23 protein-coding genes are annotated in these 24,727 nt (G+C 58.4%); 12 read left to right on the top strand and 11 right to left on the bottom strand.

The window, feature by feature from the left end; all coding sequences use genetic code 11:
• Window positions 1–39: 39 nt before the first annotated feature.
• The 4 genes from ACR0J7_RS03320 to hemA all read right to left on the bottom strand — a co-directional run bounded on the left by ACR0J7_RS03320 (window position 40) and on the right by hemA (window position 4,776).
• Window positions 40–858 carry a DUF2189 domain-containing protein gene (locus ACR0J7_RS03320; RefSeq protein ID WP_480564306.1) on the bottom strand — a complete coding sequence of 273 codons (819 nt, stop codon included), beginning with the start codon at window positions 856–858 and terminating at the stop codon, window positions 40–42.
• 166 nt (window positions 859–1,024) lie between these two features.
• Window positions 1,025–2,146, bottom strand: a complete 1,122-nt coding sequence (gene ispG, locus ACR0J7_RS03325; protein WP_209503626.1) for a flavodoxin-dependent (E)-4-hydroxy-3-methylbut-2-enyl-diphosphate synthase — start codon at window positions 2,144–2,146, stop codon at window positions 1,025–1,027.
• Between the two features lie 71 nt (window positions 2,147–2,217).
• Window positions 2,218–3,423 carry a helix-turn-helix domain-containing protein gene (locus ACR0J7_RS03330; protein ID WP_267364006.1) on the bottom strand — a complete coding sequence of 402 codons (1,206 nt, stop codon included), beginning with the start codon at window positions 3,421–3,423 and terminating at the stop codon, window positions 2,218–2,220.
• A gap of 129 nt (window positions 3,424–3,552) precedes the next feature.
• A complete protein-coding gene (gene hemA, locus ACR0J7_RS03335) occupies window positions 3,553–4,776 on the bottom strand; it encodes a 5-aminolevulinate synthase (protein ID WP_480913290.1) in 1,224 nt (407 codons plus the stop codon).
• Between the two features lie 327 nt (window positions 4,777–5,103).
• Here hemA and ACR0J7_RS03340 point away from each other — a divergent pair, with 327 nt between their 5' ends.
• Window positions 5,104–6,489 (top strand): M20/M25/M40 family metallo-hydrolase, encoded by a 1,386-nt coding sequence (locus ACR0J7_RS03340; protein WP_267364004.1) that lies wholly within the window; start codon window positions 5,104–5,106, stop codon window positions 6,487–6,489.
• 153 nt (window positions 6,490–6,642) lie between these two features.
• Here ACR0J7_RS03340 and lpdA read toward each other — a convergent pair whose 3' ends face one another.
• Window positions 6,643–8,037, bottom strand: a complete 1,395-nt coding sequence (gene lpdA / locus ACR0J7_RS03345; RefSeq protein WP_267364003.1) for a dihydrolipoyl dehydrogenase — start codon at window positions 8,035–8,037, stop codon at window positions 6,643–6,645.
• 215 nt (window positions 8,038–8,252) lie between these two features.
• On the opposite strand from lpdA, the gene ACR0J7_RS03350 reads away from it, so the two are divergent.
• The gene (locus tag ACR0J7_RS03350; RefSeq protein ID WP_480517426.1) at window positions 8,253–8,687 is read left to right on the top strand and encodes a hypothetical protein; all 435 of its coding nucleotides are present in this window, start codon (window positions 8,253–8,255) and stop codon (window positions 8,685–8,687) included.
• A gap of 38 nt (window positions 8,688–8,725) precedes the next feature.
• Here the strand turns inward: ACR0J7_RS03350 and ACR0J7_RS03355 are convergent, their stop codons facing one another.
• From ACR0J7_RS03355 to ACR0J7_RS03370, 4 genes are all read right to left on the bottom strand, one after another.
• The gene (locus ACR0J7_RS03355; protein ID WP_480913387.1) at window positions 8,726–9,301 is read right to left on the bottom strand and encodes a DUF924 family protein; all 576 of its coding nucleotides are present in this window, start codon (window positions 9,299–9,301) and stop codon (window positions 8,726–8,728) included.
• Window positions 9,302–9,410: 109 nt separating this feature from the next.
• A complete protein-coding gene (locus tag ACR0J7_RS03360) occupies window positions 9,411–10,688 on the bottom strand; it encodes an MFS transporter (RefSeq protein ID WP_480504774.1) in 1,278 nt (425 codons plus the stop codon).
• 72 nt (window positions 10,689–10,760) lie between these two features.
• Window positions 10,761–11,846, bottom strand: coding sequence for a tRNA preQ1(34) S-adenosylmethionine ribosyltransferase-isomerase QueA (queA, locus tag ACR0J7_RS03365; RefSeq protein ID WP_480913292.1), 1,086 nt, complete (start codon window positions 11,844–11,846; stop codon window positions 10,761–10,763).
• A gap of 42 nt (window positions 11,847–11,888) precedes the next feature.
• Window positions 11,889–15,275: a YhdP family protein gene (locus tag ACR0J7_RS03370; RefSeq protein ID WP_480913294.1), complete on the bottom strand. Its 3,387-nt coding sequence runs from the start codon at window positions 15,273–15,275 to the stop codon at window positions 11,889–11,891.
• A gap of 68 nt (window positions 15,276–15,343) precedes the next feature.
• Between ACR0J7_RS03370 and ACR0J7_RS03375 the strand changes: the two genes are divergently transcribed.
• The 7 genes from ACR0J7_RS03375 (at window position 15,344) to ACR0J7_RS03405 (ending at window position 21,381) form a co-directional block, all read left to right on the top strand.
• Window positions 15,344–15,805, top strand: coding sequence for a peroxiredoxin (locus tag ACR0J7_RS03375; RefSeq protein ID WP_480504768.1), 462 nt, complete (start codon window positions 15,344–15,346; stop codon window positions 15,803–15,805).
• A gap of 89 nt (window positions 15,806–15,894) precedes the next feature.
• A complete protein-coding gene (locus ACR0J7_RS03380) occupies window positions 15,895–16,713 on the top strand; it encodes a ferritin-like domain-containing protein (protein ID WP_480913389.1) in 819 nt (272 codons plus the stop codon).
• A 173-nt stretch (window positions 16,714–16,886) separates the two neighbouring features.
• Window positions 16,887–18,218, top strand: coding sequence for a DUF5930 domain-containing protein (locus ACR0J7_RS03385; protein WP_480564294.1), 1,332 nt, complete (start codon window positions 16,887–16,889; stop codon window positions 18,216–18,218).
• Window positions 18,208–18,708, top strand: coding sequence for a bactofilin family protein (locus tag ACR0J7_RS03390; RefSeq protein WP_209596778.1), 501 nt, complete (start codon window positions 18,208–18,210; stop codon window positions 18,706–18,708). The genes ACR0J7_RS03385 and ACR0J7_RS03390 overlap by 11 nt, the downstream gene beginning before the upstream one ends.
• Before the next feature lie 118 nt (window positions 18,709–18,826).
• A complete protein-coding gene (locus tag ACR0J7_RS03395) occupies window positions 18,827–19,648 on the top strand; it encodes a M90 family metallopeptidase (RefSeq protein WP_480913297.1) in 822 nt (273 codons plus the stop codon).
• Window positions 19,649–19,750: 102 nt separating this feature from the next.
• Window positions 19,751–20,440 carry an aquaporin Z gene (aqpZ, locus tag ACR0J7_RS03400; protein ID WP_480869491.1) on the top strand — a complete coding sequence of 230 codons (690 nt, stop codon included), beginning with the start codon at window positions 19,751–19,753 and terminating at the stop codon, window positions 20,438–20,440.
• A 98-nt stretch (window positions 20,441–20,538) separates the two neighbouring features.
• Complete coding sequence (locus ACR0J7_RS03405) at window positions 20,539–21,381, top strand: alpha/beta fold hydrolase (RefSeq protein WP_480869493.1); 843 nt, start codon at window positions 20,539–20,541, stop codon at window positions 21,379–21,381.
• A gap of 41 nt (window positions 21,382–21,422) precedes the next feature.
• On the opposite strand, the gene ACR0J7_RS03410 is transcribed toward ACR0J7_RS03405, so the two are convergent.
• Window positions 21,423–21,980, bottom strand: coding sequence for a peptidylprolyl isomerase (locus tag ACR0J7_RS03410; RefSeq protein ID WP_480480435.1), 558 nt, complete (start codon window positions 21,978–21,980; stop codon window positions 21,423–21,425).
• The gene (locus ACR0J7_RS03415) at window positions 21,973–22,479 is read right to left on the bottom strand and encodes a peptidylprolyl isomerase (RefSeq protein WP_209503601.1); all 507 of its coding nucleotides are present in this window, start codon (window positions 22,477–22,479) and stop codon (window positions 21,973–21,975) included. The genes ACR0J7_RS03410 and ACR0J7_RS03415 overlap by 8 nt, the downstream gene beginning before the upstream one ends.
• A 133-nt stretch (window positions 22,480–22,612) precedes the next feature.
• Here ACR0J7_RS03415 and ACR0J7_RS03420 point away from each other — a divergent pair, with 133 nt between their 5' ends.
• The 3 genes from ACR0J7_RS03420 to ACR0J7_RS03430 all read left to right on the top strand — a co-directional run bounded on the left by ACR0J7_RS03420 (window position 22,613) and on the right by ACR0J7_RS03430 (window position 24,661).
• Window positions 22,613–23,803, top strand: a complete 1,191-nt coding sequence (locus ACR0J7_RS03420) for a phosphoglycerate kinase (RefSeq protein WP_480564285.1) — start codon at window positions 22,613–22,615, stop codon at window positions 23,801–23,803.
• 72 nt (window positions 23,804–23,875) lie between these two features.
• Window positions 23,876–24,220: a lysozyme inhibitor LprI family protein gene (locus ACR0J7_RS03425; protein ID WP_480473359.1), complete on the top strand. Its 345-nt coding sequence runs from the start codon at window positions 23,876–23,878 to the stop codon at window positions 24,218–24,220.
• 141 nt (window positions 24,221–24,361) lie between these two features.
• A complete protein-coding gene (locus ACR0J7_RS03430) occupies window positions 24,362–24,661 on the top strand; it encodes an FtsB family cell division protein (RefSeq protein ID WP_209503595.1) in 300 nt (99 codons plus the stop codon).
• The last annotated feature ends 66 nt before the right edge of the window (window positions 24,662–24,727 follow it).

The raw sequence follows: 24,727 nt of genomic DNA on the forward strand, positions 1-24,727 counted from the left end.
AGCTGCCCCCAGACAAAAAAGACGAACTGATCGCTGACCTCAGTCGTCTGCCGGTTCCACGGCCCGTTGATAGAGATGCCACGTTGTATGGCCAAGGATCGGCAAGGTGAAGATCAAGCCCATAAACGCCGGAACCATCGACAATAACATTGTGACCGAGATGATCGCTGCCCAGCCGAGCATGACCACAGGGCTTTCCGAGACGACGCGTAAGGACGTCAACATGGCTGAAACGAAATTGGTTTCCCGGTCCAGAAGCATGGGCATGGCGACGACAGTTACCGAAAACAGGACAGCCGACAGAAACGCTCCGACACAGGTACCGATTGCAAGGAATGTCCACCCCTGCGGAGTGAACAAGATGATGTTCAAGAATCCATCAAAATCCGAAAAGGATGAGTTCTGCAGGATGATCGCAAGCCAAAGCCGGACCTGGTAAACCCAAACCCAGAAAATGAACAGTGTGACAAAGGCCATCCAGCCCATTTCGCGCTTGCGTTGATCGGCCATGACAGTGAGGATTTCATACCAGCCAAATTCCTCTCCCTTCTGTAACCGCCGGGACATCTCATATAGTCCTGCAGCGGCGAAAGGCGCGACCAGAGGAAATCCAACAATCGCTGGAATGATCATCCAGATCTTGCCAAGCCAGACCAAGCTCCAGACCATCAGGATTCCAAAAGCCGCATAGAAAAGCCCGAAGAAACCGCTCATGAAGGGGCGCGCCAGAAAGTCGGAAAACCCAGCTTTCAGCGACGCCTTTATATCATCCGAAGTAACCCGAATGACATTTGGCATGGCCTGTTGGTCTGGCGTCAGGTTCTCAGGTGGCGTAGGGCCTGCGGTCTTGGATGTCATGACACACTCCTCCCAAAGCATGGGTCCGCGCGGGTCTGTTTACCAACAGAACCAGCGGCGAAACAGGCATCGTTCAGTCACGAAACAAGTTTGCAACAGCTCAGGCATCAGGGCAAGGGATGAGTAAGGTCGCTATGCCTGCCTTACCGACACAGCCAACCCCACACTACTCTGCGGCTTCCGCAGCCGCATCCAGTTCCGCGGCTTTCTTTTCGACCTGTTCCACGATGTGGTCGATCATCTGATCGTTGGACATCTTGTGGCTGGCCTTGCCTGCCAGATAGACCATCCCGGACCCGGCCCCGCCACCGGTAAACCCGACATCGGTCATCAACGCCTCGCCCGGCCCGTTGACCACGCAGCCGATGATCGACAGGCTCATCGGTGTCTTGATGTGTTCCAGACGGCGTTCCAGCGCCTCGACGGTCTTGATGACGTCAAACCCCTGCCGTGCGCAGGACGGGCATGAGATGATGTTGACGCCCCGGTGGCGCAGACCAAGGGACTTGAGGATTTCAAAGCCGACCTTCACCTCTTCCACCGGATCGGCAGACAGGCTGACGCGGATCGTGTCGCCGATCCCCATCCACAGCAGGTTGCCCAACCCGATGGCAGATTTGATGGTGCCGGACACCAGTCCGCCCGCCTCGGTGATACCCAGATGGATGGGCGCATCAGTGGCTTCGGCTATGCCCTGATATGCGGCGGCGGACAGGAAAACGTCGCTGGCCTTCACACTGATTTTGAACTCATGAAAATCATTGTCCTGAAGGATGCGGATATGTTCCAACCCGCTTTCGACCATCGCTTCGGGGCACGGTTCGCCATATTTCTCAAGCAGGTGCTTTTCCAGACTGCCCGCATTCACGCCAATGCGGATCGAGCAATTGTGGTCGCGCGCGGCCTGAATGACTTCTTTCACCCGGCGTTCATCGCCGATGTTGCCGGGATTGATGCGCAGACAGGCAGCGCCTGCTTCGGCCGCCTCGATACCACGGCGATAGTGAAAATGGATGTCCGCAACGATGGGCACCGGGCTTTCGCGCACGATCTCTTTCAATGCCTTAGCCGACGCCTCATCGGGGACTGAAACGCGCACGATATCCGCGCCAGCCTCGGCTGCGGCCTGAACCTGCGCCACTGTTGCCGCCACATCGGTGGTCAGGGTGTTGGTCATGGTCTGAACAGCGATCGGGGCATCGCCCCCGACAGGGACGTTGCCGACCATGATTTGACGGGATTTACGACGATAAATGTCGCGCCAGGGGCGCACGTGATTAAGGGACATAAGGACGGATCCGCGTCTGCCTGAGTTGCGACAGTAGATAGTCCGGCAAAGGGGTTACCGCAATGGCAAGATCACTCGGCGGGCGCTTCTGTCGCCGCGGTTTGCAGTTCAGCCACCAGCTGCTTGAGCGCGCTGTTCTGATCCGCTTCAAGATCAGCAACGGCATAAACTTCCGAAACTGCGTCTTTCGAAAGGATCACCCCTTTGGCAACCGTGCCGGGTGCCCCTGCCGGGCCATAGTGCTCGCCGTTCATCGAGAAATAAACCGATCCCGACGCCCCTGCCCGCAACAGCGGCGGTTCTTCTGTCAGCGGAACCTCAAAGACACTGCCTTGCTCGACCGTTCCAAGCGTCCCTTCGAAAATGACACTGCCATCTGCCGCCGTTACCCGCATCCAAGAAGGATCGACAGCAACGATTTTCAGCGTGGTATCAACCTGTTCCACGACCTGAGGCAAAGCTGGTCGTTCAACCGTGTGCACTTCGGCAACTTCGAACTGCGGCAGGCTTGGCGGGCGGAAGGTTCCGACATCACGCGGATCAAGGGTCGAAATCGGCGCATCGCGGGCAACCAGAACCGGAACATCCAACGCCTGCGGACGATAGAGACGGTCCAGTGCCTCGGTATTCGCCGCAGCAACCACATCATCGACAACGCCGCCGCGCACGGCATCCAGCGGATCAAGGTCGGACAGCACCACAGGCGCTTGTTCAACCGGGCTGACCTGCACCTGCTGGATCTTGTTCAGAACGGCCCACCCGCCATAGCCGATGCCGCCAATTACCGCCAACAGCACCAGCGACGAGCCGATGGCGCGCGGTTCAATCTGACTGACCAGAGATTCCTTGCCCGGAATGTACGGCGTATTGGGCGAGATGAAGGGATCGCGCCCCATTGGCCCACGCGCCGGAAGCGCACCGGTCGGCTTTCGCACCACCGAAGCCTCGGCCGACATGCCATGCGCGACCGAAAAACCGCTTTCCGCGCAGAAAGTCGAGAATGTTTCATCCGGGTTCATACCCAGATAACGCGCATAAGAACGCACATACCCGGCAATAAAGCCGGGCGTGTCAAAGGCATCAGGATCTGCGTTTTCGATGGCAGCAATGTAGTTGGCTTTGATCCTCAACTCGCGCTGAACATCCAACAGGGATTTGCCCATGGTTGCGCGTTCGCCGCGCATCTTGTCACCAAGGCGTACTTCGTAGTCGTCAAACCCTTTTGGTCTGACATCTACGTCCTCATCAGATTCGCGCTGTGATCTGCGCCCAATCATTCCTGCTGCCCCATTCTGCCTGTCGCGTGTTTCGCGTTAGCGGCGAATCATCCCCAAAACGATTCGTCTGCCAATTTTGTTAGCGTAAGCTTAACACGCGGCAAATACGTTGCACACTTTGGCGTGAGGTTAACCGGCAAGTTCGGCGCGATTTAGCGCACAATGTGACCAAAGTTCGTCCATCGCCTGCACCAGACGGTTCATTTCGTCAGGCCCATGCACCGGTGAAGGGGTAAAGCGCAGACGCTCGGTTCCGCGCGGAACGGTCGGGAAATTGATCGGTTGCACATAAATGCCGTAATCATCCAACAGCATATCGCTGAGCTTCTTGGTATGGACCGGGTTTCCAACGATCACGGGCACGATATGGCTTCCGTAGTCGATCAGCGGTAACCCCATCCCCTTCAACCGCAGCTTGAGGATTTTGGCCTGCGTCTGATGCTGCTCACGCAGTTCAGGTGCAGTTTTCAGGTAGGCAACCGATGCAGCAGCCCCGGCCGCAACCGCAGGTGGCAGGGACGTGGTAAAGATAAAGCCCGGCGCATATGACCGCACGGCGTCGCACATCTTGGCGCTGGCCGCGATATAGCCGCCCATCACGCCATAGGCTTTTGCCAGCGTGCCATTGATGATGTCGATCCGGTGGGCAAGGTTATCGCGCTCGGTCACACCGCCGCCGCGCGAGCCATACATGCCTACCGCGTGCACTTCGTCGATATAAGTCAGTGCGCCGAACTCATCTGCCAGATCGCAGATCTCTTCGATCGGACCAAAATCGCCGTCCATAGAATAAACCGACTCGAATACGATCAACTTGGGTGCGGCCGGATCGTCCGCTTCAAGCAGCTCGCGCAGATGCGCCACATCGTTGTGCCGGAAGATGCGCTTGGCCCCGCCATTCCGGCGCACGCCTTCGATCATCGAGGCATGGTTCAGCGCGTCAGAGTAGATGATCAGGCCCGGGAACAGTTTGGGCAGCGTGCTGAGCGTTGCGTCATTGGCGATATAGGCGCTGGTAAAAAGCAGCGCGGCTTCCTTGCCGTGAAGATCGGCCAGTTCAGCCTCAAGCCTTTTATGATAAACCGTGGTGCCCGAGATATTGCGCGTACCGCCTGAACCTGCACCGGCTGCATCAACAGCTTCGTGCATTGCATTCAGAACGACCGGGTTTTGCCCCATGCCCAGATAATCGTTGCCGCACCATACGGTGATGTTCTGCTGTGACCCGTCCGGACGTGTGCGCACCGCATGGGGAAAATACCCATTGCGACGTTCGATATCGATGAAGGTCCGGTAACGACCTTCATCATGCAGCCTGGCAATCGCTGAATCGAGCTGAGCAGTATAGTCCAAAGGACCCTCCTTGAACGCCCGTATCCGGTTTCCCATTGGGCGATATTTTCGCCACCTCCCACAGCTTACCCTGTTTCGGTGGCTTTGTGTTCCCTTATTCAGCTGGTTACAGCCGAAAAGGTGAACCCAACTTTGATTTGCATCAAATATAAGTTTGCACCCCATCCGACAAGTAAAGTTACGGCCATCGAACGCGTGGAAACGACGCAGGTCCCGCCTCCCTACCCAAAGCTTACACCGCCGGGCCGCAATTCGTGTCAACAACTCTGGACGGCGCCGACAACGCTGCTAGGGTTCGCGGGAACAAAAAACAGGCAGGAGCCCCCCATGTCGCTAGACGCCGTGTTGAACCGGATTGACGAAGATCTGCAAACCTCGATCGACCGCCTGATGGAACTGCTGCGCATCCCGTCGATCTCGACTGACCCCGCATACAAGGCCGAGGTTAGCCGCGCCGCGGACTGGCTGGTCGCCGATCTGAACAGCATCGGGATTGCGGCAGAGAAACGGGAAACACCGGGCCACCCGATGGTTGTTGGCCACGTGGGTGAGGACGCGACTGCGCCGCATTTCCTGTTTTATGGCCACTACGATGTGCAGCCGGTCGATCCGTTGAACCTGTGGAACCGGGATCCATTCGATCCCGCCATTGAGGACACCGAAACCGGACCGGTCATCCGCGGACGCGGAGCGTCAGACGACAAAGGCCAGCTGATGACTTTTGTCGAAGCCTGCCGCGCCTGGAAGGCCGTACACGGATCCTTGCCCTGCCGCATCACTTTCTTTTTCGAGGGCGAAGAAGAATCAGGCTCGCCCTCACTGGTTCCTTTCCTCAAGGAAAATGCCGCCGAACTCAAAGCGGATCTGGCGCTGGTCTGCGATACATCCATGGTGTCACGCGGCGTTCCGTCGATTGCGGCGCAGTTGAGGGGCATGCTGAAGGACGAATTTACCATCGTGGGACCGCGCATCGACCTGCATTCCGGCCACTATGGCGGCCCGGGCCTGAACCCGCTGCGCGAACTGTCGAAAATCGTGACCTCTTTTTATGACGACGAAACCGGGCGGGTCGCGGTCGACGGGTTCTACGAAGGTGTGCATGAAGTACCCGAAGACCAGTTGCGCCAATGGCAGAATTGCGGCTTCGACGAAGCGGATTATCTGAATTCGGTCGGCTACACCCAACCGCATGGCGAAAAGGGGTACTCCACCTTGGAGCAACAATGGGCACGACCAACGCTCGAAGTAAACGGTCTGTGGGGCGGTTATAACGGTGCGGGCTCCAAAACCGTTATTCCGTCCAAGGCCCATTGCAAAATTACCTGCCGCCTTGTTGGTGACATGGACCCGGACGCGCTGCGCGCCAAAATCCGCAAACATGTCGAGGATCGGCTCTCCCCTGACGCCAAAGTGGTCTGGGACAACGACATGGAAGGCTCTCCCGCTTCGGTCATGAATATCACCCGCTCCGAATTCGAAGCCGCGCGCGGCGCGCTGTCGGATGAATGGGACCGCGAGGCAGTGTTCACCGGCATGGGGGGATCAATCCCTGTTGTCGGCTATTTCAACACCGTTCTGGGGCTCGACTCGATGCTGGTTGGATATGCAAACGAAGATGATGCCATCCATTCGCCGAACGAGAAATATGACGTGAAAAGCTTCCACAAGGGCATCCGGTCATGGGCGCGCATTCTGGATGCTTTGAACACATAGGTTTTTTGCGAGGCTCTGCCTCGCGCTCCGGGATATTTGCAGCCAGATGAATAAAGGATCCCTGCTTCATCTGGCCCAAAATATCCCGGGGGAGGCGCGCGGCACGCGCGGCGGGGGCAGAGCCCCCACCCGGTCGGGGCAAATACGCCGATCTTACATATGGATCACGCGGCCATAGGCATCCAGCACGCTTTCGTGCATCATCTCTGACAGTGTCGGGTGCGGGAAGACGGTGTTCATCAGGTCTTCTTCCGTTGTCTCCAACTGGCGACCAACCACGTATCCCTGAATCAGTTCGGTGACTTCGGCACCGATCATGTGGGCGCCCAGCAACTCGCCTGTTTTTGCATCGAATACGGTTTTGATCAGCCCGTCCGGTTCACCCAAAGCGATGGCCTTGCCATTGCCGATAAAGGGGAAGCGGCCGACTTTGATGTCGTAACCCAGTTCTTTAGCTTTTGCTTCGGTATATCCAACCGAGGCAACCTGAGGCTGGCAATAGGTGCACCCTGCGATGCTTTCGGGTTTGACCGGATGCGCATGTTGACCAGCGATGAGGTCCGCAACCATAACACCCTCGTGGCTTGCTTTGTGCGCAAGCCAGGGCGCGCCCGCGATGTCACCGATCGCATAAAGGCCCTCAACCCCGGTGCGGCAATACGCGTCCGTGACCACATGTGTCCGGTCGATCTTGACGCCCAGAGCTTCCAGACCGAGGTTTTCGACATTGCCAACGATCCCGACGGCCGAGATCACTGTGTCGAACTCGTGTTTTTCAACCTTGCCTTTAACCTCGATATGCGCGGTCACTTTCCCCTTGCCACGATCCAACTGCTTGACCATGGCCTTTTCCATGATGGTCATGCCCTGTTTGGTGAACGCCTTCTTGGCCAATGCGCTGATCTCGGCATCTTCTACCGGCAACACCCGGTCCATCACCTCGACAACCGTGGTGTCTGCGCCCAGCGTATTGTAGAAACTGGCGAATTCGATGCCGATCGCACCAGACCCGATGACGAGCAGTTTTTTCGGCATCCGCGGCGGTTGCAGCGCGTGCTTGTAGGTCCAGACCAGATCGCCATCAGCTTCAAGGCCCGGCAGTTCCCGCGCCCGTGCCCCGGTTGCGAGAATGATGTTCTTGGCGGTCAGTTCCTCGGTGCCTTTGTCGGTCTTGACGCTGACCCTGCCCTTTGCGGGGATCGTGGCCTGACCCATCACAACGGCAACCTTGTTCTTCTTCAGCAGATGGCCGATGCCACCTGACAGCTGCGCAGCTACGCCACGGGATCGTTTGACCACCGCGTCCAGGTCATATCCGATCTTTTCGGCTTTCAGACCGAAATCCTTGGCGCGCTCCATCAGATGGAACACTTCGGACGACCGCAACAGCGCCTTGGTGGGAATACAACCCCAGTTCAGGCAGATCCCCCCCAAATGCTCGCGCTCGACAACCGCGGTTTTCAAACCCAGCTGGGCTGCGCGGATTGCAGCGACATAGCCGCCGGGGCCAGCCCCGATTACGATCAGATCATAGGATTGTGCAGCCATGTGTTCCTCTCGGCGCAGGAGTTGAAAATTTAGTTTACCATTAAACTATTATTCGGAACGCATCAATATACCCATCCCGCGACAAATAGGACGCAGGGTAAGCGATGCCTGAACTTGCGGATTTCAGCCTATACCCCGGGCCATGTAATGGCTAGAAAAGAAACGCCGGCACCGGTCGGACCTATTCTTTTCTCAACCCATTCAAGGGGCTGACCATGGCCAAAACTCTGAAAGATCTGCTGCTTGCCCTGCTCAATGCCACATTGATACTTGTTGCGCTGTGCCTGTTTCTGGGCTGGAAACTGGCGTCCAAAGCCGAAAACATCACTGCTGAAGTCTCGCAAACGGTTCAGGCCTTGGCCCCCATCCGGGATGAGGCGAAGGGCATTCGGGACGAGCTTGCGGCGTTGCGGACTGATTTGGCGGCGCTTTCACAGCAAGACACGTTTGCAGACAGCCAAGCCGCGCAAAACCTCCGGGCAACGCTGGGGCGCCTGAATGCAGCGGAACAGAAGCTGCAAACGGTTCAGGAGCGGATTTCGGAACTGGCTGACACGCCAGAAATGCTGATTGCGCAGGCGATCCAAACCGGCGCCGATATCGCAGCGGAACGCGTTTTGGCATTGCGGGGATGCACACCTGAGTCATAAAGCGCAGCCGTGACCAAAGAGCGGTTGCGGCTTCGCGTTCAGCCCGTTGCCTGTAGTTCGCGCACGGTCGTGCCGTACCCGCCCATATCGACATAGGCAGTTTCATGCGGGGTCGAGCTGCGGGACAGCGCCGCGTTCCGATACGGGAAACGACCGAACTTGCGGATCACCTCGCGATGCGCTCTGGCGTGCAGCAGGTTGCTTGCGTCGCTGCTCATGTTTTGGCAGATCAGACGCACGCAGCGTTCCTGATCACACAGGTTTTCCGAGTGCATCATGGGCAGATAAAAGAACTGTCTGGCCGGTTCGTCGATCTTTTTGTCCCAGCCTTTGTCGACTGCGCATTTTGCTGCCGCCAACGCCGCACGATCGGTCGAGAAGGCACGCGCCTCCCCCCGGAACATGTTACGTGGGAACTGATCTGTCAGGATGATATAAGCAAGCGCCCCGCTGGGATAAGTCAGCCAGAGCGAAAACCGGCCTGCTGCCGCTGCTTCCCAAGTTGGCTGAAACCGCGCCCGAATGTCTGCGTCCAGCGCCTCATTTTCAATATACCAGCCCTTAGGGCCAACTTCATCTAACCAAAAACTCAATACTTTTTCAGGCGTTACCATTGCCTTAAACTCCGTCAATTGCCCGCGCCCCAGACGTAACGTCATTTAAGTCCCTTTTACAGAACTGTTACAGTAACATATTGCAACACAAACGACATAATTCCGTGTCTCAAGCGGTTTCGCGCGAACCCTCTTCGAACTCGGCTTCTGCCGCCTCTATCGCAACTTCCTGTGCAACCTCGAATGCAACGGGCGATGCGGTTGGATAAAGCGTCGACATGGTGCTGGTTTCATCAACAGGAATGGCTGCACGCTGGGTCATCCGGTAGACCGAATAGGCGGCCAACGCGACAAGCAACACGGCGATGATCAGGAAAAAGCCCGGAGGGCCAAACACTGCATCCCCCATCAGCCAACCTGTGATAACAGGTCCGGTAATTGCACCAAGGCCGTTGATAAAGATCAGGCCGCCGGATGCTGCGGCCATATCTTCGTATTCCAGAAAATCGTTGGTGTGCGCAATCAGCAATGAATACAAAGGGTTGGTCATTCCGCCGATCACAAAAGCAGACGCCAGAAGGATTTCGAAGGAAAAGCCATAAAGCATACCACTGACGGCGCCAACAGCCCCGGTTGCCGCAACCAACAGGATCAGAAAACGCCTGTCCATCCTGTCGGAAAACCAGCCCAGCGGGTATTGCAGGACAATTGCCCCAACATAGAACGCCGCCACAAATGCCGAGATTTCAACCAAGGACAATCCGGCCTGAGCCCCATAAACCGCCGACATCCCGAACTGCGCCGAAAACACGCCCCCCAGCAGGAACATGCCGACACACCCCAGCGGAGAGCTTTTCATCAACTCCCGCAGCGTCATCGGCTTGGTGGTATCGAACGCCGGAGTTGGTGAGATCGACAGCAAAATCGGTGCGAAAGAAACCGAAACAAGGATCGAGGCGATCACGAATGTTTCGTACCCGGCCGGGTCGCCCAACAGGAAAAGGCCCTGCGCGCCGATGATACCCAACATCTGAACGATCATGTAAAGCGACAGGGCCTGCCCGCGATTTTCGTTATTTGCTGCGTTGTTGAGCCAGCTTTCCGCAGTGACGTAAACACCCGAGAAACAGAACCCGATCACCACGCGCCCCAGAACCCAGGCAATCGGGTCTGCCAGCATCGGATACATGATCATCACGGCCGAAATGAAAGACGCCAGTGCCGCAAAGACCCGCACATGGCCAACACGCCGGATCATCTCGGGCGCAAGCCGTGAACCGCCCAGAAAACCAACGAAATAAGCTGACATTACAAAAGACATCTCAAGGGTCGAAAATCCCTCAAGCTGTCCACGAACACCCAGGATCGTGCCCTGAAGGCCGTTTCCGACCATCAGCAACCCCATGCCGAGCAACAATGCCCATGCGCTGGACAGAACCTGAATCATTTGGGCCTCCGATAGGTGCCAACCTTGTTTGAGTTTTGTTCTGCGATCAAAGACCGCTTCCATCGCGCTTGTCTACGACATTCCCTGTCGGTGATGCCGTATGCGCGCCTGTCCGGGGATCAAAAGCGACGCATCGCCATAAGAAAAGAACCGGTATTTCTGTGCGATGGCATGGGTGTAAACCTCGCGCATCCGGTCCTGACCCATTAACGCTGAAACCAGCATCAGCAGCGTGGATTTTGGCAGATGAAAGTTTGTCATCAGCGCATCGGTCACATGAAACCGGAAACCGGGATAGATGAAGATATCGGTGTCACCTTCCCACGGTTCGATCGCGCCCGAACGCGCAGCACTTTCGATCAGGCGCAGGGCAGTGGTGCCCACCGGGATGACACGCCCGCCCGCAGCTTTTGTGGCCTGTATCTCGGCAACAGCCTCGGCGCTGACCTGCCCCCATTCGGCATGCATCTTGTGGGTTGTCACATCCTCGACCTTGACCGGCAGGAAGGTTCCGGCGCCAACATGCAGGGTCACATGTGTGACGGCGACACCCCGTTCCGACAAAGCCTGCATCAGGGCATCGTCAAAATGCAACGAGGCGGTCGGCGCTGCCACCGCACCGGACCTGCGGGCCCAGATGGTCTGATAATCCATCTTGTCCTGCTCGTCCGCCGGACGTTTGGCGGCGATATAGGGCGGCAACGGCATTACACCGGCCTGATCCAGCGCCTTGTCGAAATCCTGACCGCTGAGATTGAAGCGAAAAAAGGCCTGCCCGTCTTCCACCCGATCCAGCGTCGCGCTCAGATCGGCGGAAAATACAATCTCTTCCCCCGGCTTCACTTTCTTCAGCGGCTTGATGAGCGCAGACCAAGTGCCATCGGCCTGTGGGTCCAGCAGAGTGGCCTCGATCCCGGCGGAAACCGGGCCTTGCGCGCTGTCCCTGTGGCGCCGCCCGTTCAGGCGCGCCGGGATAACGCGTGTGTCGTTCAACACCAGCCGGTCACCCGGACGCAGGAAATCGGGCAGATCGAACACGTGGCTGTCCACTGTACCACCCCCCTGCGCCACAAGCAGGCGCGCAGAGGATCGCGGGCAGGCAGGCCGCGTTGCAATCAGGTCGTCGGGCAGGTCGAAATCAAAATCGCTGAGCTTCATGACCGCGCCTTACAACCCCAAAAAAGATTCTGCCATATCCCCTCAGCGATCACTGGGAGGAGAGCCAAAAGTCGGTTTTGGCTCGTCTGGTTCCACCGGCGCAGCATTGGGGCCGTCCGAGACCGTTGGCGCAGGCTGACGCAAGAGATCACGCAGAAACAGGGGCGCCAGACCGGACAGAGGGTTCACCGCGACTTTGGGCGAGGATATCGGCCCGGTCAGCGTGTAATTGAACCCAATGACGCCTTCACCCTTGCGGGTAAACACGCTGCCAACGGCATTGAGAAGGTAAATTGGTGAAATCGCCCCCCGCAGGTTCAGCAGGCTGTTCACGGTGTCGATTGTGCCATCAAACGAAAGCCCCATTGACGGGCCAACAGCGCTGCCACTCAGCACTTTGATGTCAGTGGGCGATATCCTCATGCGGCTGTCAATCGCCGAAAAGAAGATCCCCTGCCCGGCCATCTCGTCCAGCAGACCAACAAGGCTGATCGCGTTCAGGATCGCGGCCATGGCCGGGGCATCGGTGATCCGCGTATTTACGATTTTCAGGATCACGTCGTAACTGCCGGGCGCAGCCACCGGTTCAAGCTTGAGGTCCAGATCACCGCCGCGCGCCTGCGTCAGAACCCCGGCTGATCGCAAAACGGCCCCCGCGTCTTTCGACGTCAGGTCAACGGCGCTTCGATTTCCCCGCGGGGTCACTTGACCGGCAACAGCCGCTCCGCCGTTCACCCGCGCTGTGAAAGTGCCATTTACGCCACCGGTTGTCTGGAACGCCCCCCGGAAACCTGTCAGCGCGACAGTTTCGGTGACCTGAAGACGGTCCAGTGCCACGTCCAGATTCGGCCCGGGGGCCCCGCCGCCACCCGATCCTCCGCTGCTTTCCCCGAAGTTTGCACGCCCCATGTTCAGCACTCCGCCTAAGACGCGGATATCCGGGACAGCAGCCCCCCGCCCGATCAGTTCCGCCGGAACCGCCAGCCAGTCCCCCAGATCGAACGAGCTGAACTGGACACGGTCATATTCACCGTTTTCGTGAAAGGAAATGGATGCGGTTGTGCGCAGTCCCGCTGCATTGATCCGCAGATCGTCCACCTTCAGCTGCGCGCCCAACGTCGCGTCCGCAGTCAGTGATCCTGTGGTGTTTGCCTCTTTGCGCCAGCCGAGTTCAGGGATGGCTAGCGCCACGCCCTGAAGGTCCGAAACAACAGACAGTTTCGGAGGAGCCCCAGCGCCCAGACCCAGCGTAATATCAGCAACCCCTTTGCCCGTCAGCATCCCCGGCGGCAGGCCGGCCCTGATCTCATCCATCAGACGCGGGGACAGTTCGATCTGGCCGGTCAAGGTGCTGCGCTGTTCGGTTTCGCCGTCAATAGGCTGCTGCCAAAGTGCTTCTAGCGGAACATCGCCGAACTGACCCAGCCCCTGAATCTGAACACCCGACTGATTGCCGGAAATATCCAGCATCGGGGCACTTACAGAAAATCCCGGTACCAGACGGTCACTGGACAGATTGGCCAACGTTCCGTTGAAGTGAAATTCGGTATCCTGAAACTTTAGTTCTTTTATCAACGGCAGGGACAGCGTTCCGGTCAACGCAACCGTGCCTTTGGCAACGTCAACGGGCAACCCGGCCTTGCTCAGCAATTCCAGCGGTGGTCGGTCCAGCAGCGACAATGCAGAAGTCACGCTGCCCCTTGCCTGAATACGCGCGATGCCGGGCGCGGATTTCTTGATATCCGTGTCAGGTATGATGAAGGACGTCCCCGCGGCATCCACACTCCCCCCGTCATCGGCGACCACCACCCCCTGCTGCGCGGTGACCGTAAACCGGCTGTCGATCAGACTGGCCTGACCTTGTGCATCTTCGATTGGCGGCAGGGTCTTTGCAAAGCGAACCTTGGCTTGCTCGAACCCGAAATCAAGATACAGATCCGGTTTGGAACCGGGCTCCAGACGCAGGGCGAAATCCATGTCCGACAAAACCCCCTGATAGAGGTTTTCCGTCACCCATTCCCGTGGCTTCGGCGCCAGACGCTCGGGCCAGTAACTCAGAACATTGTCCGAGCTCATCTGATCCAGATGGGCATCCAGCGCCACAGCCCAGCCATCTGGACGCCCGTGCAAAACCCCGAAGGCGCGCACGGTATGACCCGGATCCTCGATAGTCATCTGGCCAAGGCGCAACTGGAACGGGTTGAACGCCATCTTGAAATCCACGCTGGCACGCGACAGCTGAATCGGCTCCGGGAAAAGATTTGCCGGGTTCACATTGATCCCGGACAAGCGCAGTTGCGTCTCCAGACTGTCCAGCACACCGTCTTCAGCCCCTTGCAGAAACGCCTTTCCATCGGCCTGAACTGTGCCCCAGGCCGACACCACCGAAACCTCATTGAAATCCAGCATCTGGGCTTTCGGGTCATAGGTGAAATACGTGCGGGCAGATTCGAAAGGAACCGGGCGCGTTTCCGGGTTGGGCTGCACCGCCCCGGCCCCCAGATTGAGGGTTGCGAACACGGTTCCTGTGGCCCCGTTCTCATCGACACTGCCCCGCAAAGCCCCTGAAATCGGTGCGCGCAGAACCTGCAACCAGGCAAGGGCCGGGCTTTGGCCTGCTATGTCTTCGGCCGGAAGATCGGTGACCGAGATGCCAAAGCTGGCGGCAGGCGTGCCCAGCACGCTGGTATAGTTGGCCTCGATACTGCTGACATAGTCACGCCCGGCCAGAACCGAAAACCCAGTCGCAAGCCGCACTTCGTTGTCACTGCGGTTCGCCTGAATATGCCCACCGTCCAGAACCCACGACCGCCCCTGCCGCAGGTCGCGGTAATCCAGCGTAATCGCATCAAGTTCGACCGAGGTCAGCGCCGACAGGAGCGGAGACTGAAACACCTCGTCCGATCCCTCGATCAGCTGTGCAAGGTCCGGCGCTTCCTGCACCGGCGCGCTGCCCGATCCCACGGTCAGGGTCAGCGCCCCGTCCTGATCGCGGGTCATGGCGATCTGCGCGCCGCTCAGAATGATGCGCTTGGGCCGGACCTGACCGCGCAGCAAGGGACGCATGGCCAGGCTGGCGCGCATATCGGATACCTGCGCAATCTGCTGGCCTGCGGCGTCACTGATGGCAACATCGGTCAGCCGCAGACGGGGGCGCCAGCCTTCGTGGATGATGAAACTGACGTCTCCAAACCGGATTTGCAGCCCGCCCAGCGCCCGTTCCAGCCGGGCTTCGACCCTGTCGCGCAGCCACACAGGTGCGTGCATCCTCTGCCCCACGACCATGAAACCGGTGAACATCGCCAGAAGCACCAGCACGATGGCCCCACGCATGGCCCACAGACCAGCGGTGCGGCGGCGCGACCGACGGCGCACAGGCTTGCCCGGCTTTGCTTCGTCGTCTTCGTGCTGCTTCAATTTGCTATCCACGCCTTCCAACCCGCACGCGTTGCCCTATGATGATGGGCAGCCTTAAAAAACCTTTAGCGGAGTTTCCAATGCCCGACGTTTCAGACATCGCCCCCGACTTCACTTTGCCGCGCGACGGCGGTGGCGAGGTGACGCTTTCGGCGTTGCGCGGTGGCACCGTGGTTTTGTTCTTCTATCCCCGTGATGATACGCCGGGCTGCACCAAGGAATCCATCGGTTTCTCAGAGCAGCTTCAGGCGTTTACCGAGGCAGGGGCTCACGTTTTCGGCATTTCGCGGGACAGCGTCGCCAAGCATGACAAGTTTGTCGCCAAACACGGGTTGACCACTCCGCTCTTGTCGGACGAAGGCTCGACCGTCTGCGAGGACTATGGCGTATGGGTTGAAAAGAACATGTATGGCCGGAAATCGATGGGGATCGAGCGATCGACCTTTGTCATTGATAGCGAAGGACGCATTGCCAAGGTCTGGCGCAAGGTCAAGGTGCCCGGCCACGTGGAAGAGGTGCTGGAAGCGGTGAAAGCGCTCTAAGCCCCCCTCGACCTGCCGCGCCATCCGGTCTATCACCCGCGCTGACAAGCCTAAGGCGGAGCGACCCGGTGCCCAAAACACTGACACAGATGGCGACAGAGGTTCTGACAACAGCGGACGGGCGGGCCAAAACCGCCCTGTCCAAAGCCCATGCCGCCGCGTGGTTTGCTTCCCGCACGGCCGAGGGTGAGCCGATCGAGATCGGCACCGCATCACCGCCCCTGTCCCCCGCGCGCCCGGACAAGCCCGCGCTGTTGTCTCCGCGCGAAGTACCCAAACGGAAACCGGGTACCGAGGCCGGGCGCATTGCCCTGCTGCACGCGGTTGCCCATATCGAGCTGAACGCCGTCGATCTGCACTGGGACATCATCGCGCGTTTTGGCCATGTACCCATGCCCATCGGGTTCTACGATGACTGGGTGAAATGCGCCGAAGAGGAATCGCGCCATTTCGAGATGGTTTGCGATTGTCTGGAACAGATGGGCAGCCACTACGGCGCCCTGCCCGCCCATGCTGGCATGTGGCGCGCTGCCGAGGATACTGCCGAAGATCTGATGGGGCGGCTGGCCGTTGTACCCATGGTGCTTGAGGCGCGCGGGCTGGACGTGACGCCCGGCATGATCGAGATATTCCGCAAGGCCAAGGCCGAACAGGCCATCGCCGCGCTCGAAGTGATCTATGCTGAAGAGGTCGGCCACGTCGCTTACGGCTCAAAATGGTTCCACTTCCTGTGTGGCCGGGAAAACGCCGACCCAAAGGATGTGTTTCACGCGCTGGTCCGGCGGTACTTCCACGGTGTTCTCAAGCCCCCCTTCAACGAAGAAAAACGGGCCGAGGCCGGGTTGCCACCCGATTTCTACTGGCCCCTGACCGAAGACCTGCCTGCGCCCGGAGACCTCTCGAACTGACACTTTTGCGTTATTTTCGGCAAAATCTCGCCGATCTTTGCAGGATTTCAGCGCCATTTGCATCTGATTGGTCAACAAACTTGCCCGAACGCCGCTGCCGCTTTATGCAATCGGCCCAAGGGACGGCAGGCACTCACGACCGGTTCCGATCTTGGGGATGAAAGGTGGGACGCGTGCGAACACGTCTGGCAATAAAACTGCACTCACTGCTTGAGAGACATTTCCCGGAACGCCGGGTCTTTCTGAAATCCGACACAGACACGAAATTTATCCGGCTCAGTTCGGAAACTCAGGTGGTCGCAGTGGCCGGAGTTGCCGTCATGGTCGGATGGACAGCGGTTGCGACAGCCATACTGTTGATGGACAGCATCGGGGCCGGGAATTTCCGGGAACAGGCAAAGCGCGATCAGGCCATCTATCAGGAACGCCTGAACACCCTGTCGGCAGAACGCGATTCCCGCGCGCATGAAGCACTGGCCGCTCAGGACCGGTTCAATGCCGCGCTGGACCAGATTTCCGCGATGCAGTCGGAGCTGCTGGCCTCGGAAAACCGTCGCCGCGAACTTGAGACAGGTATCGAAGTTATCCAGACGACATTGCGCGCCACGATGAAGCAGCGCGAAGAGGCGCGCTCAGAGCTGGCCCAATTGAAACAGGACACCAGCGGCTCTGATATGTATGCCGCGGTTTCCAGCGCCCCGGTACAGATGGCCTTCATGACCGACGCTTTGGCGCGGACGGCCAAAGAACGCGATCTGATCGCCTCCAACGCGCAGGACGCGCTGGAACAGCGGGACGATCTGGAACTTGAAATCCGTCTAATGCAGGAACGCAGCGACGAGATCTTCCGCCAGCTAGAAGAGGCGATGGTCATCTCGGTCGAACCTCTGGACAAGATGTTCCGTCAGGCCGGAATGCCCACCGATCGCATCATCGAAGAGGTCCGGCGCGGATATAGCGGTATGGGCGGTCCGCTGACCCCTTTATCCCTTAGCACACGCGGCGAAGAAGACGAGCTTTCGCCCGAAGAAGTCCGCGCAAACACGTTGCTGCGCCAGATGGATCAGCTGAACCTGTACCGGATTGCTGCGGAAAAGGCCCCCTTCGCCAATCCCGTACATTCTGCCGTGCGTTTCACCAGTGGCTACGGCAACCGGCGTGACCCCAAGTCCGGTGGTCGTCGGCAGCATAACGGTGTCGATTTTGCGGGACCGCAAGGCACCGATATATTCGCGACCGCTGATGGTGTGGTCACGCATGCCGGCTGGCAATCAGGCTTCGGACGCCTTGTGAAGATCAAGCACGCGTTCGGAATTGAGACACTTTATGCTCATAACACCAAGATCAACGTAAAGGTCGGCCAAAGGGTCTCGCGCGGGGATCATATTGCTGATATGGGTAACACCGGACGGTCCACCGGCACGCATCTGCACTATGAGGTGCGCGTGAACGGAAATCCCGTAAACCCAATGACTTACATCAAGGCTGCGAAAAATGTTTTCTAAAAGCAAAATCAACGAGCCCGCACCCAAAGCACCTGAGGCGGCCAAACCTGCCGCTCCGGCGACCCCAGCGGCCCCTGCTCCGGCTGACGCGAAACCTGCAATGGCACCCAAGCCCAAGCCGCCGGCCTCGGTCCTGTCCTCGGATCTGCACATCACCGGCAACATCAAGACCAGCGGTGACATTCAGGTGGAAGGCACCGTCGAAGGCGACATTCGCGCCCATCTGCTGACCATTGGTGAATCGGCAACGATCAAGGGCGAAGTCACCGCAGATGACGTTGTGATCAACGGTCGTATCGTTGGCCGCGTGCGTGGTCTCAAGGTTCGCCTGACCTCGACCGCCCGCGTAGAAGGTGACATCATCCACAAGACCATCGCCATTGAAAGCGGCGCGCATTTCGAAGGCTCGGTTCAGCGTCAGGACGACCCCCTGAACCCCGGCCGCAGCGCCAAAGCCGGATCGAACCCGGCGGCAGAAGTCAAGCAGTAAGCAGACTGCATTTCTTGTCAGGACGCCGTGGGGAAACCCGTGGCGTCTTTTCTTTTGCGTGCCCGGTTGATCCGGGTTTCCCGTTTTCGTCCCTATCTGATCACGCTACAGTCGATCCATGTTGCTTTTTCTGACGGTTGTCGCGCTGATCGCTGGCGCTGCGGCCTTTCACTTCTGGTCGAAAAGACAATCCCGCCTGACCTTGCTGGCCACGTCGCTGTCCCGGCACCAGCGCGATATTGTGAACGCTCAGGTACCAATTATCCGGAAACTGCCCAAAGACCTGCGCGGGGCGCTGGAAGGAAAGATCAACCTGTTTCTTGATCAGGTCGATTTCGTCGGCTGCGACGGGCTGGACGTCACCGAAGACATGCAGGTGTCGATTGCCGCGCAAGCCTGTCTGCTCGTGGTGAATACGGACCAGTGGTATGACAACCTGACGACCATTCTGGTTTACCCCGGTGCCTTCAAGTCAAAACAGCGTCGCCACAGTGGCTATGTCGTCACCGAACAGGAAATCATCCGCAGCGGGGAAAGCTGGAACCGCGGCCCCGTGATCCTGTCCTGGGCCCACAGCCAGCGCGGAGCCCTGAATGATCACGATGGCCGGAACGTCGTCTTTCACGAGTTCGCGCACCAGCTTGATGACCTCTCGGGCGCAACCAATGGTGTTCCCGTGCTCAGCAATGGACAAAGTTTTGGCGAATGGGAAACCGCCTTTCTGAACGGTTACAAGACACATGTTCTTGCCGTGGAAAACGGAAAACCTACAGTGATCGATCCCTACGGCGCGGAAGGTCACGAAGAGTTCTTTGCCGTTTCGGTCGAAGTGTTCTTTGAACGTCCACATGCACTGAAATCCTCTGACCCGGCAATCTATGAACAGCTGTCAAAGCTTTTTCATCTTGATCCCGCTCAATGGCACAGCGGTCCGTTCTGACCCGATTGAGGAAGCGTCGAAAAAAATTCCCCGTTCGCAACAATTTAACATAAGCTAATTCTTGAATTACGGTTAACCTCATTATTGGGCGGAGGATTTTCTATGTCATCGAAACTACTTGCCGAGTTCTTCGGCACGTTCTGGTTGGTTCTGGGGGGCTGCGGCAGTGCCGTTCTGGCGGCTGGTGTGGCAGATGTCGGCATCGGTTGGCTTGGTGTTTCCTTTGCCTTTGGCCTTACCGTTTTGACGATGGCTTACACGGTCGGCCCAATCTCGGGCGGGCATTTCAACCCGGCCGTCAGTTTGGGCCTGATGATTGGAGGACGGTTTCCGGCCAAAGACCTTCTGCCCTATTGGGTTGCACAGGTCATTGGCGCAATTGCCGCCGCAGTGGTTCTGTACCTGATCGTCAGCGGGGCACCCGATTTCGCTGGTGTCGGTGGGTTCGCGTCAAACGGGTATGGTGAGGCCTCACCACAGGGATATTCGTTGATGTCGGCTTTGATCATCGAAATCGTGATGACCGCTTTCTTCATTCTGATCATTCTGGGCGCGACGTCGGACAAGGCACCCGCCGGGTTCGCTCCGATTGCCATCGGTCTGGCGCTGACCCTGATCCACATGATCTCAATCCCGGTGACGAATACCTCCGTCAACCCGGCGCGCTCAACCGGCGTTGCCCTGTTTGCCGACGGCCCTGCACTGGCTCAGCTCTGGCTGTTCTGGGTAGCCCCCCTGATTGGCGGCGCAATCGGCGCTTTGATCTGGAAAGCAATGTCCTCGGATGACTGATCCGCGCGGGAAAGGTAATTATCCCGATTACTGAAAAACACGGTATCCTTCCGTCAAATCTGGCTTGGTTACGGCCTTTGGTTCAACGGGAGGATACAATGAAGACATTCACCACAGCATTTTTCCTAAGCTGCGCCGCGACGGCAGGCTGGGCCGAAGACAAATGGCTGAGCATCCCGCAAGCCCCCCAGATGCCCGCCGCCACCGAAGCGGGTACGGCAGAGATCAACGGCATCGACATGTATTACGCCACGTATGGCGATGCGGGCGGCACCCCGGTTCTGATGATCCACGGTGGGCTTGCCCATGGCGATGTCTGGGCCGCGCAGGTTGCCGACCTGTCCCAGGATCACAGGGTAATCGTGGCGGATACGCGCGGGCACGGACGATCCACCAACGATGGCAGCCCCTATTCCTACGCGTTGTTGTCGCAGGATTATCTGGCGCTGCTGGATCATCTGGGTGTCGATCAGGTGCATCTGGTCGGCTGGTCCGACGGGGCAAATATCGGGTATTCAATCTCGACCACCAACCCGGATCGGCTGGTCAGTCACTTTGCCCATGCAGGCAATGTCACACTGGACGGGATCGATCCTTCGGTGGAAACCAACGAGGTGTTTGGCACTTATGTGGGCATGATGGCGCAAGATTATGCGGCCATGTCCCCGACTCCTGACGGGTTCGAGGCATTCCTTGGTGGGGTGGCCGCCATGTGGGGCACCGAAAAACCCGGTGGGCTTGAGGCGCTGTCATCGATCACCGTCCCGACACTTGTGGTTCAAAGCGCACATGACGAGGCCATTCTGATGGCGCATTCACAAGCAATTGCTGACGCGATTCCGGGCGCCAAGTTGCTTGTTCTGGATGATGTCAGCCACTTCGCATCTTTTCAGGATCCCGGTGCCTATACCCGTGCCATCCGCGATTTCATCGATCAATAGGCCAAAGAAAAAGCCCGGCGCTTGAGCCGGGCTAAATCATCTTATTCGGTAACGGTAACTTTTTTCATCACATCCGGTGCACCGATGATCGCACCGTTCTGGCCATCGCCCCGCTTGATCGCGTCGACCACATCCATACCGTCGGTCACCTGACCAACCACGGTATACTGGCCGTCCAGAAACGGGCCGGGGGCGAACATGATGAAGAACTGCGAATTGGCCGAATCCGGATCGCTGGACCGGGCCATGCCGACAACACCCCTGTCAAAACTCACGTCCGAGAACTCGGCCGGCAGATCCGCGCGATCCGACCCGCCGCGCCCGGCATAGCGCATGTCGAAGCCGTCCGCGCCCGAGTTGCCGTATTGCACGTCGCCGGTTTGCGCCATGAAGCCATCGATTACGCGATGAAACACGACGCCGTCATACTGACCGTCAGCAGCCAGAGCGGTGATCTGTTCCACATGCTGGGGTGCCACATCTTCGAACAGGTCGATCGAGATTGTGCCATTGGCCCCTTCCCCTTCGACCTCGATCTGCAAACCGCTGGCCAGCGCCGGGCTTGCCAGCAGGGCAAAAGCCGCAGCCAGTTTATGCATCTGCGGCCACCTTGACGCTGATCATGCGGTCCGGGCTTGCAGGCGGCTCGCCGCGTACAATCGCATCGACGTGCTCCATCCCGTCGATGACCCGGCCATAGACCGTGTACTGACCGTTCAGGAAGTGATTGTCCTTGAAGTTGATGAAGAACTGCGAATTGGCCGAATCCGGGTTCTGCGAGCGCGCCGCGCCCAGCGTGCCGCGATCATGGGGCAGCTTGGAAAATTCTGCCGGAACATTCGGCAGTGACGAACCGCCGGTGCCCGCCATGCGCAGGTTGAACCCGTCTTCCATATCACCATGCTGCACGTCGCCGGTTTGTGCCATGAAACCGTCGATCACACGGTGAAACGCCACGTTGTCATATTCACCGCCACGGGCCAGTTCCTTCATCCGCGCACTGTGCAACGGCGCTACATCCGGCAGCAGCTCGATGACGACATTGCCGCCTTTCAGCTCGATGATGATTGTGTTTTCGGGGTCTTTGATCTCGGCCATGAGGCCCTCCTGTCGTTTATCTTGCGCAAATACCTATGACGCACGCGTGCGAATGCCAAGTGACGCATTGACCTGAGGGCAAAATGCAGGAAAAGAACCGCCTAAATCGGTTGCCAACGACAAGGATCGCACAATGGGCTGGAAAACACTGGACGATATGGACCTGAACGGCAAACGCGTGCTGGTGCGTGTGGATATCAACGTGCCCGTGGTTGACGGTGTTGTGACCGACGCCACCCGTATCCAAAGGATCGTCCCTTCGGTGCGCGATATTCTGGCCGCTGGCGGCAAGCCGATCCTTCTGGCCCATTTTGGCCGTCCCGGTGGCGAACGGCGTGAAAGCCTGTCACTGAAACAACTGGTCCCGACTTTGGAAAGCGCTTTTGGCGCAAAGGTTCTGTTTGCTGCCGATTGCGTCGGGGCCGAGGCGGAACTGGCCGCCAGTGCCTTGCAACCCGGCCAGGTCCTGCTGCTCGAAAACACGCGCTTTCACGCAGCCGAAACCAAGAATGACGCCGATCTGGCCGCTGGGATGGCCAAGCTGGGCGATGTCTATTGCAACGATGCGTTTTCAGCCGCGCACCGCGCCCACAGCTCGACCGAGGCCATCGCACGTCTGCTGCCGGCCTGTGCGGGCCGTCTGATGCAGGCCGAGTTGCAGGCGCTGGAAAGCGCGCTGGGTGCACCCAAGCGCCCGGTAACGGCGGTTGTCGGCGGCGCCAAGGTCTCGACCAAGTTGGAACTGCTGGGCAACCTGATCGACAAGGTCGATTATTTGGTGATCGGTGGCGGTATGGCGAACACATTCCTTGTCGCCCAAGGCATCAGCGTTGGCAAATCTCTGGCTGAAACCGCAATGAAGGACACCGCCGCCGAAATTCTGGCCAAGGCCGAAAGCTCGGGCTGCCAGATCGTCCTGCCGCTTGATGTTGTGGTGGCTGAAAAATTCGAGGCCAACGCACCCCACAAGGTTCTGCCCGCCGATCAATGCCCTGCGGATGGCATGATCCTGGACGCGGGCCCTGAAAGCGTCGCAGCGATTACCGCGATTTTCGACAAAAGCCAAACCCTGATCTGGAACGGCCCGCTGGGCGCGTTCGAGCTGGAGCCGTTCGACGCGGCCACCAATGCCGCAGCCCTGAAAGCCGCAGCCCTCAGCCGTTCGGGTCAGCTGATTTCGGTCGCGGGTGGCGGTGACACGGTTGCGGCGCTGAACGCGTCGGGTGCGGCCAAGGATTTCACCTATATCTCGACCGCAGGTGGTGCGTTCCTTGAATGGATGGAAGGCAAAACCCTACCGGGTGTCGCTGCGCTGGAACACTAAGCGACGCTCACCGCATTTGGCCGCTTGTCACGGTTCATGGTATTATCCCCTATTTGAACGGGGGATTATGTCATGAGGTCATTATACCTGCTCGTCCTTCTTGCAATGCCGTGGCCTGCAACAGCACAATCCAGTTGCGGTGGCCAGACACAGCTTGACGCAAATTTCTGTGCCAAGGAGCAATGGGAAGCCGTTGACCGCAACCTCAACCGGTTATGGAAACAGATCAAGCCGGTCGCTGATGCACGTGGCAACGGCGATGCCCTTCTGACGGAACAACGTGCGTGGCTAAAGACACGGGACGCCACTTGCGACAAGGAACTGTCCGGCGGCGGCAGCGCTGCGCCCATGTTCTACTGGACCTGTATGAAAGAGCAGACGCTTGCAAGAAATCAGCAGCTTCAGTCCTGGCGCTGAGCTTTAACCGGGACGCACACGAAATACTGATGAAAAAACCGAATCAGGGGATTCACAACCCGAATCGCCTGTGACATAGTGCGATCAGAGGCTCGGAAAGAGCCCGTTATTGAGGCAAGTTTTCATACGGCGGTAAACAGAGTGTCCCGTTCCCATCGGCCCGGTTTGGGTGCAGTTCTCTTCTTCTCGGTGGCTTTCATGCTGGGTGTGTATTTCACCTTTGCCGCTGTTCAAGGGGATTACGGCCTGTTCCGGCGGGTCGAAATTGCGGCGGAACGGGACGCTCTGTCACGCAGTCTGGAAAAACTGAATGTCGAAATCGCCGAGATGGAAAACCTGACACGGCGTCTGTCCGACACCTATCTGGATCTGGACCTGCTGGACCAGCAGGCGCGCTCGGTTCTGGGCATGATCCGGTCGGACGAAATCGTGATCCGCTGATCAAGTACCCTATTCAGAAAAGGCAACTCAGGCCCGGCGTTTCGGCCGGGATGCGCCGTGGCGAAC

The organism is Ruegeria sp. O4 (genome assembly GCF_056535125.1).

Coding starts and splice junctions, on each gene's coding strand:
- lpdA (WP_267364003.1), bottom strand. CDS start 8,037: ATGGCTGCACAATCCTATGATCTGATCGTAATCGGGGCTGGCCCCGGC.
- ACR0J7_RS03355 (WP_480913387.1), bottom strand. CDS start 9,301: ATGGTAACGCCTGAAAAAGTATTGAGTTTTTGGTTAGATGAAGTTGGC.
- ispG (WP_209503626.1), bottom strand. CDS start 2,146: ATGTCCCTTAATCACGTGCGCCCCTGGCGCGACATTTATCGTCGTAAA.
- ACR0J7_RS03405 (WP_480869493.1), top strand. CDS start 20,539: ATGAAGACATTCACCACAGCATTTTTCCTAAGCTGCGCCGCGACGGCA.
- ACR0J7_RS03360 (WP_480504774.1), bottom strand. CDS start 10,688: ATGATTCAGGTTCTGTCCAGCGCATGGGCATTGTTGCTCGGCATGGGG.
- ACR0J7_RS03350 (WP_480517426.1), top strand. CDS start 8,253: ATGGCCAAAACTCTGAAAGATCTGCTGCTTGCCCTGCTCAATGCCACA.
- ACR0J7_RS03320 (WP_480564306.1), bottom strand. CDS start 858: ATGACATCCAAGACCGCAGGCCCTACGCCACCTGAGAACCTGACGCCA.
- ACR0J7_RS03410 (WP_480480435.1), bottom strand. CDS start 21,980: ATGCATAAACTGGCTGCGGCTTTTGCCCTGCTGGCAAGCCCGGCGCTG.
- queA (WP_480913292.1), bottom strand. CDS start 11,846: ATGAAGCTCAGCGATTTTGATTTCGACCTGCCCGACGACCTGATTGCA.
- ACR0J7_RS03420 (WP_480564285.1), top strand. CDS start 22,613: ATGGGCTGGAAAACACTGGACGATATGGACCTGAACGGCAAACGCGTG.
- ACR0J7_RS03415 (WP_209503601.1), bottom strand. CDS start 22,479: ATGGCCGAGATCAAAGACCCCGAAAACACAATCATCATCGAGCTGAAA.
- aqpZ (WP_480869491.1), top strand. CDS start 19,751: ATGTCATCGAAACTACTTGCCGAGTTCTTCGGCACGTTCTGGTTGGTT.
- ACR0J7_RS03380 (WP_480913389.1), top strand. CDS start 15,895: ATGGCGACAGAGGTTCTGACAACAGCGGACGGGCGGGCCAAAACCGCC.
- ACR0J7_RS03425 (WP_480473359.1), top strand. CDS start 23,876: ATGAGGTCATTATACCTGCTCGTCCTTCTTGCAATGCCGTGGCCTGCA.
- ACR0J7_RS03395 (WP_480913297.1), top strand. CDS start 18,827: ATGTTGCTTTTTCTGACGGTTGTCGCGCTGATCGCTGGCGCTGCGGCC.
- ACR0J7_RS03390 (WP_209596778.1), top strand. CDS start 18,208: ATGTTTTCTAAAAGCAAAATCAACGAGCCCGCACCCAAAGCACCTGAG.
- ACR0J7_RS03340 (WP_267364004.1), top strand. CDS start 5,104: ATGTCGCTAGACGCCGTGTTGAACCGGATTGACGAAGATCTGCAAACC.
- ACR0J7_RS03375 (WP_480504768.1), top strand. CDS start 15,344: ATGCCCGACGTTTCAGACATCGCCCCCGACTTCACTTTGCCGCGCGAC.
- ACR0J7_RS03330 (WP_267364006.1), bottom strand. CDS start 3,423: ATGATTGGGCGCAGATCACAGCGCGAATCTGATGAGGACGTAGATGTC.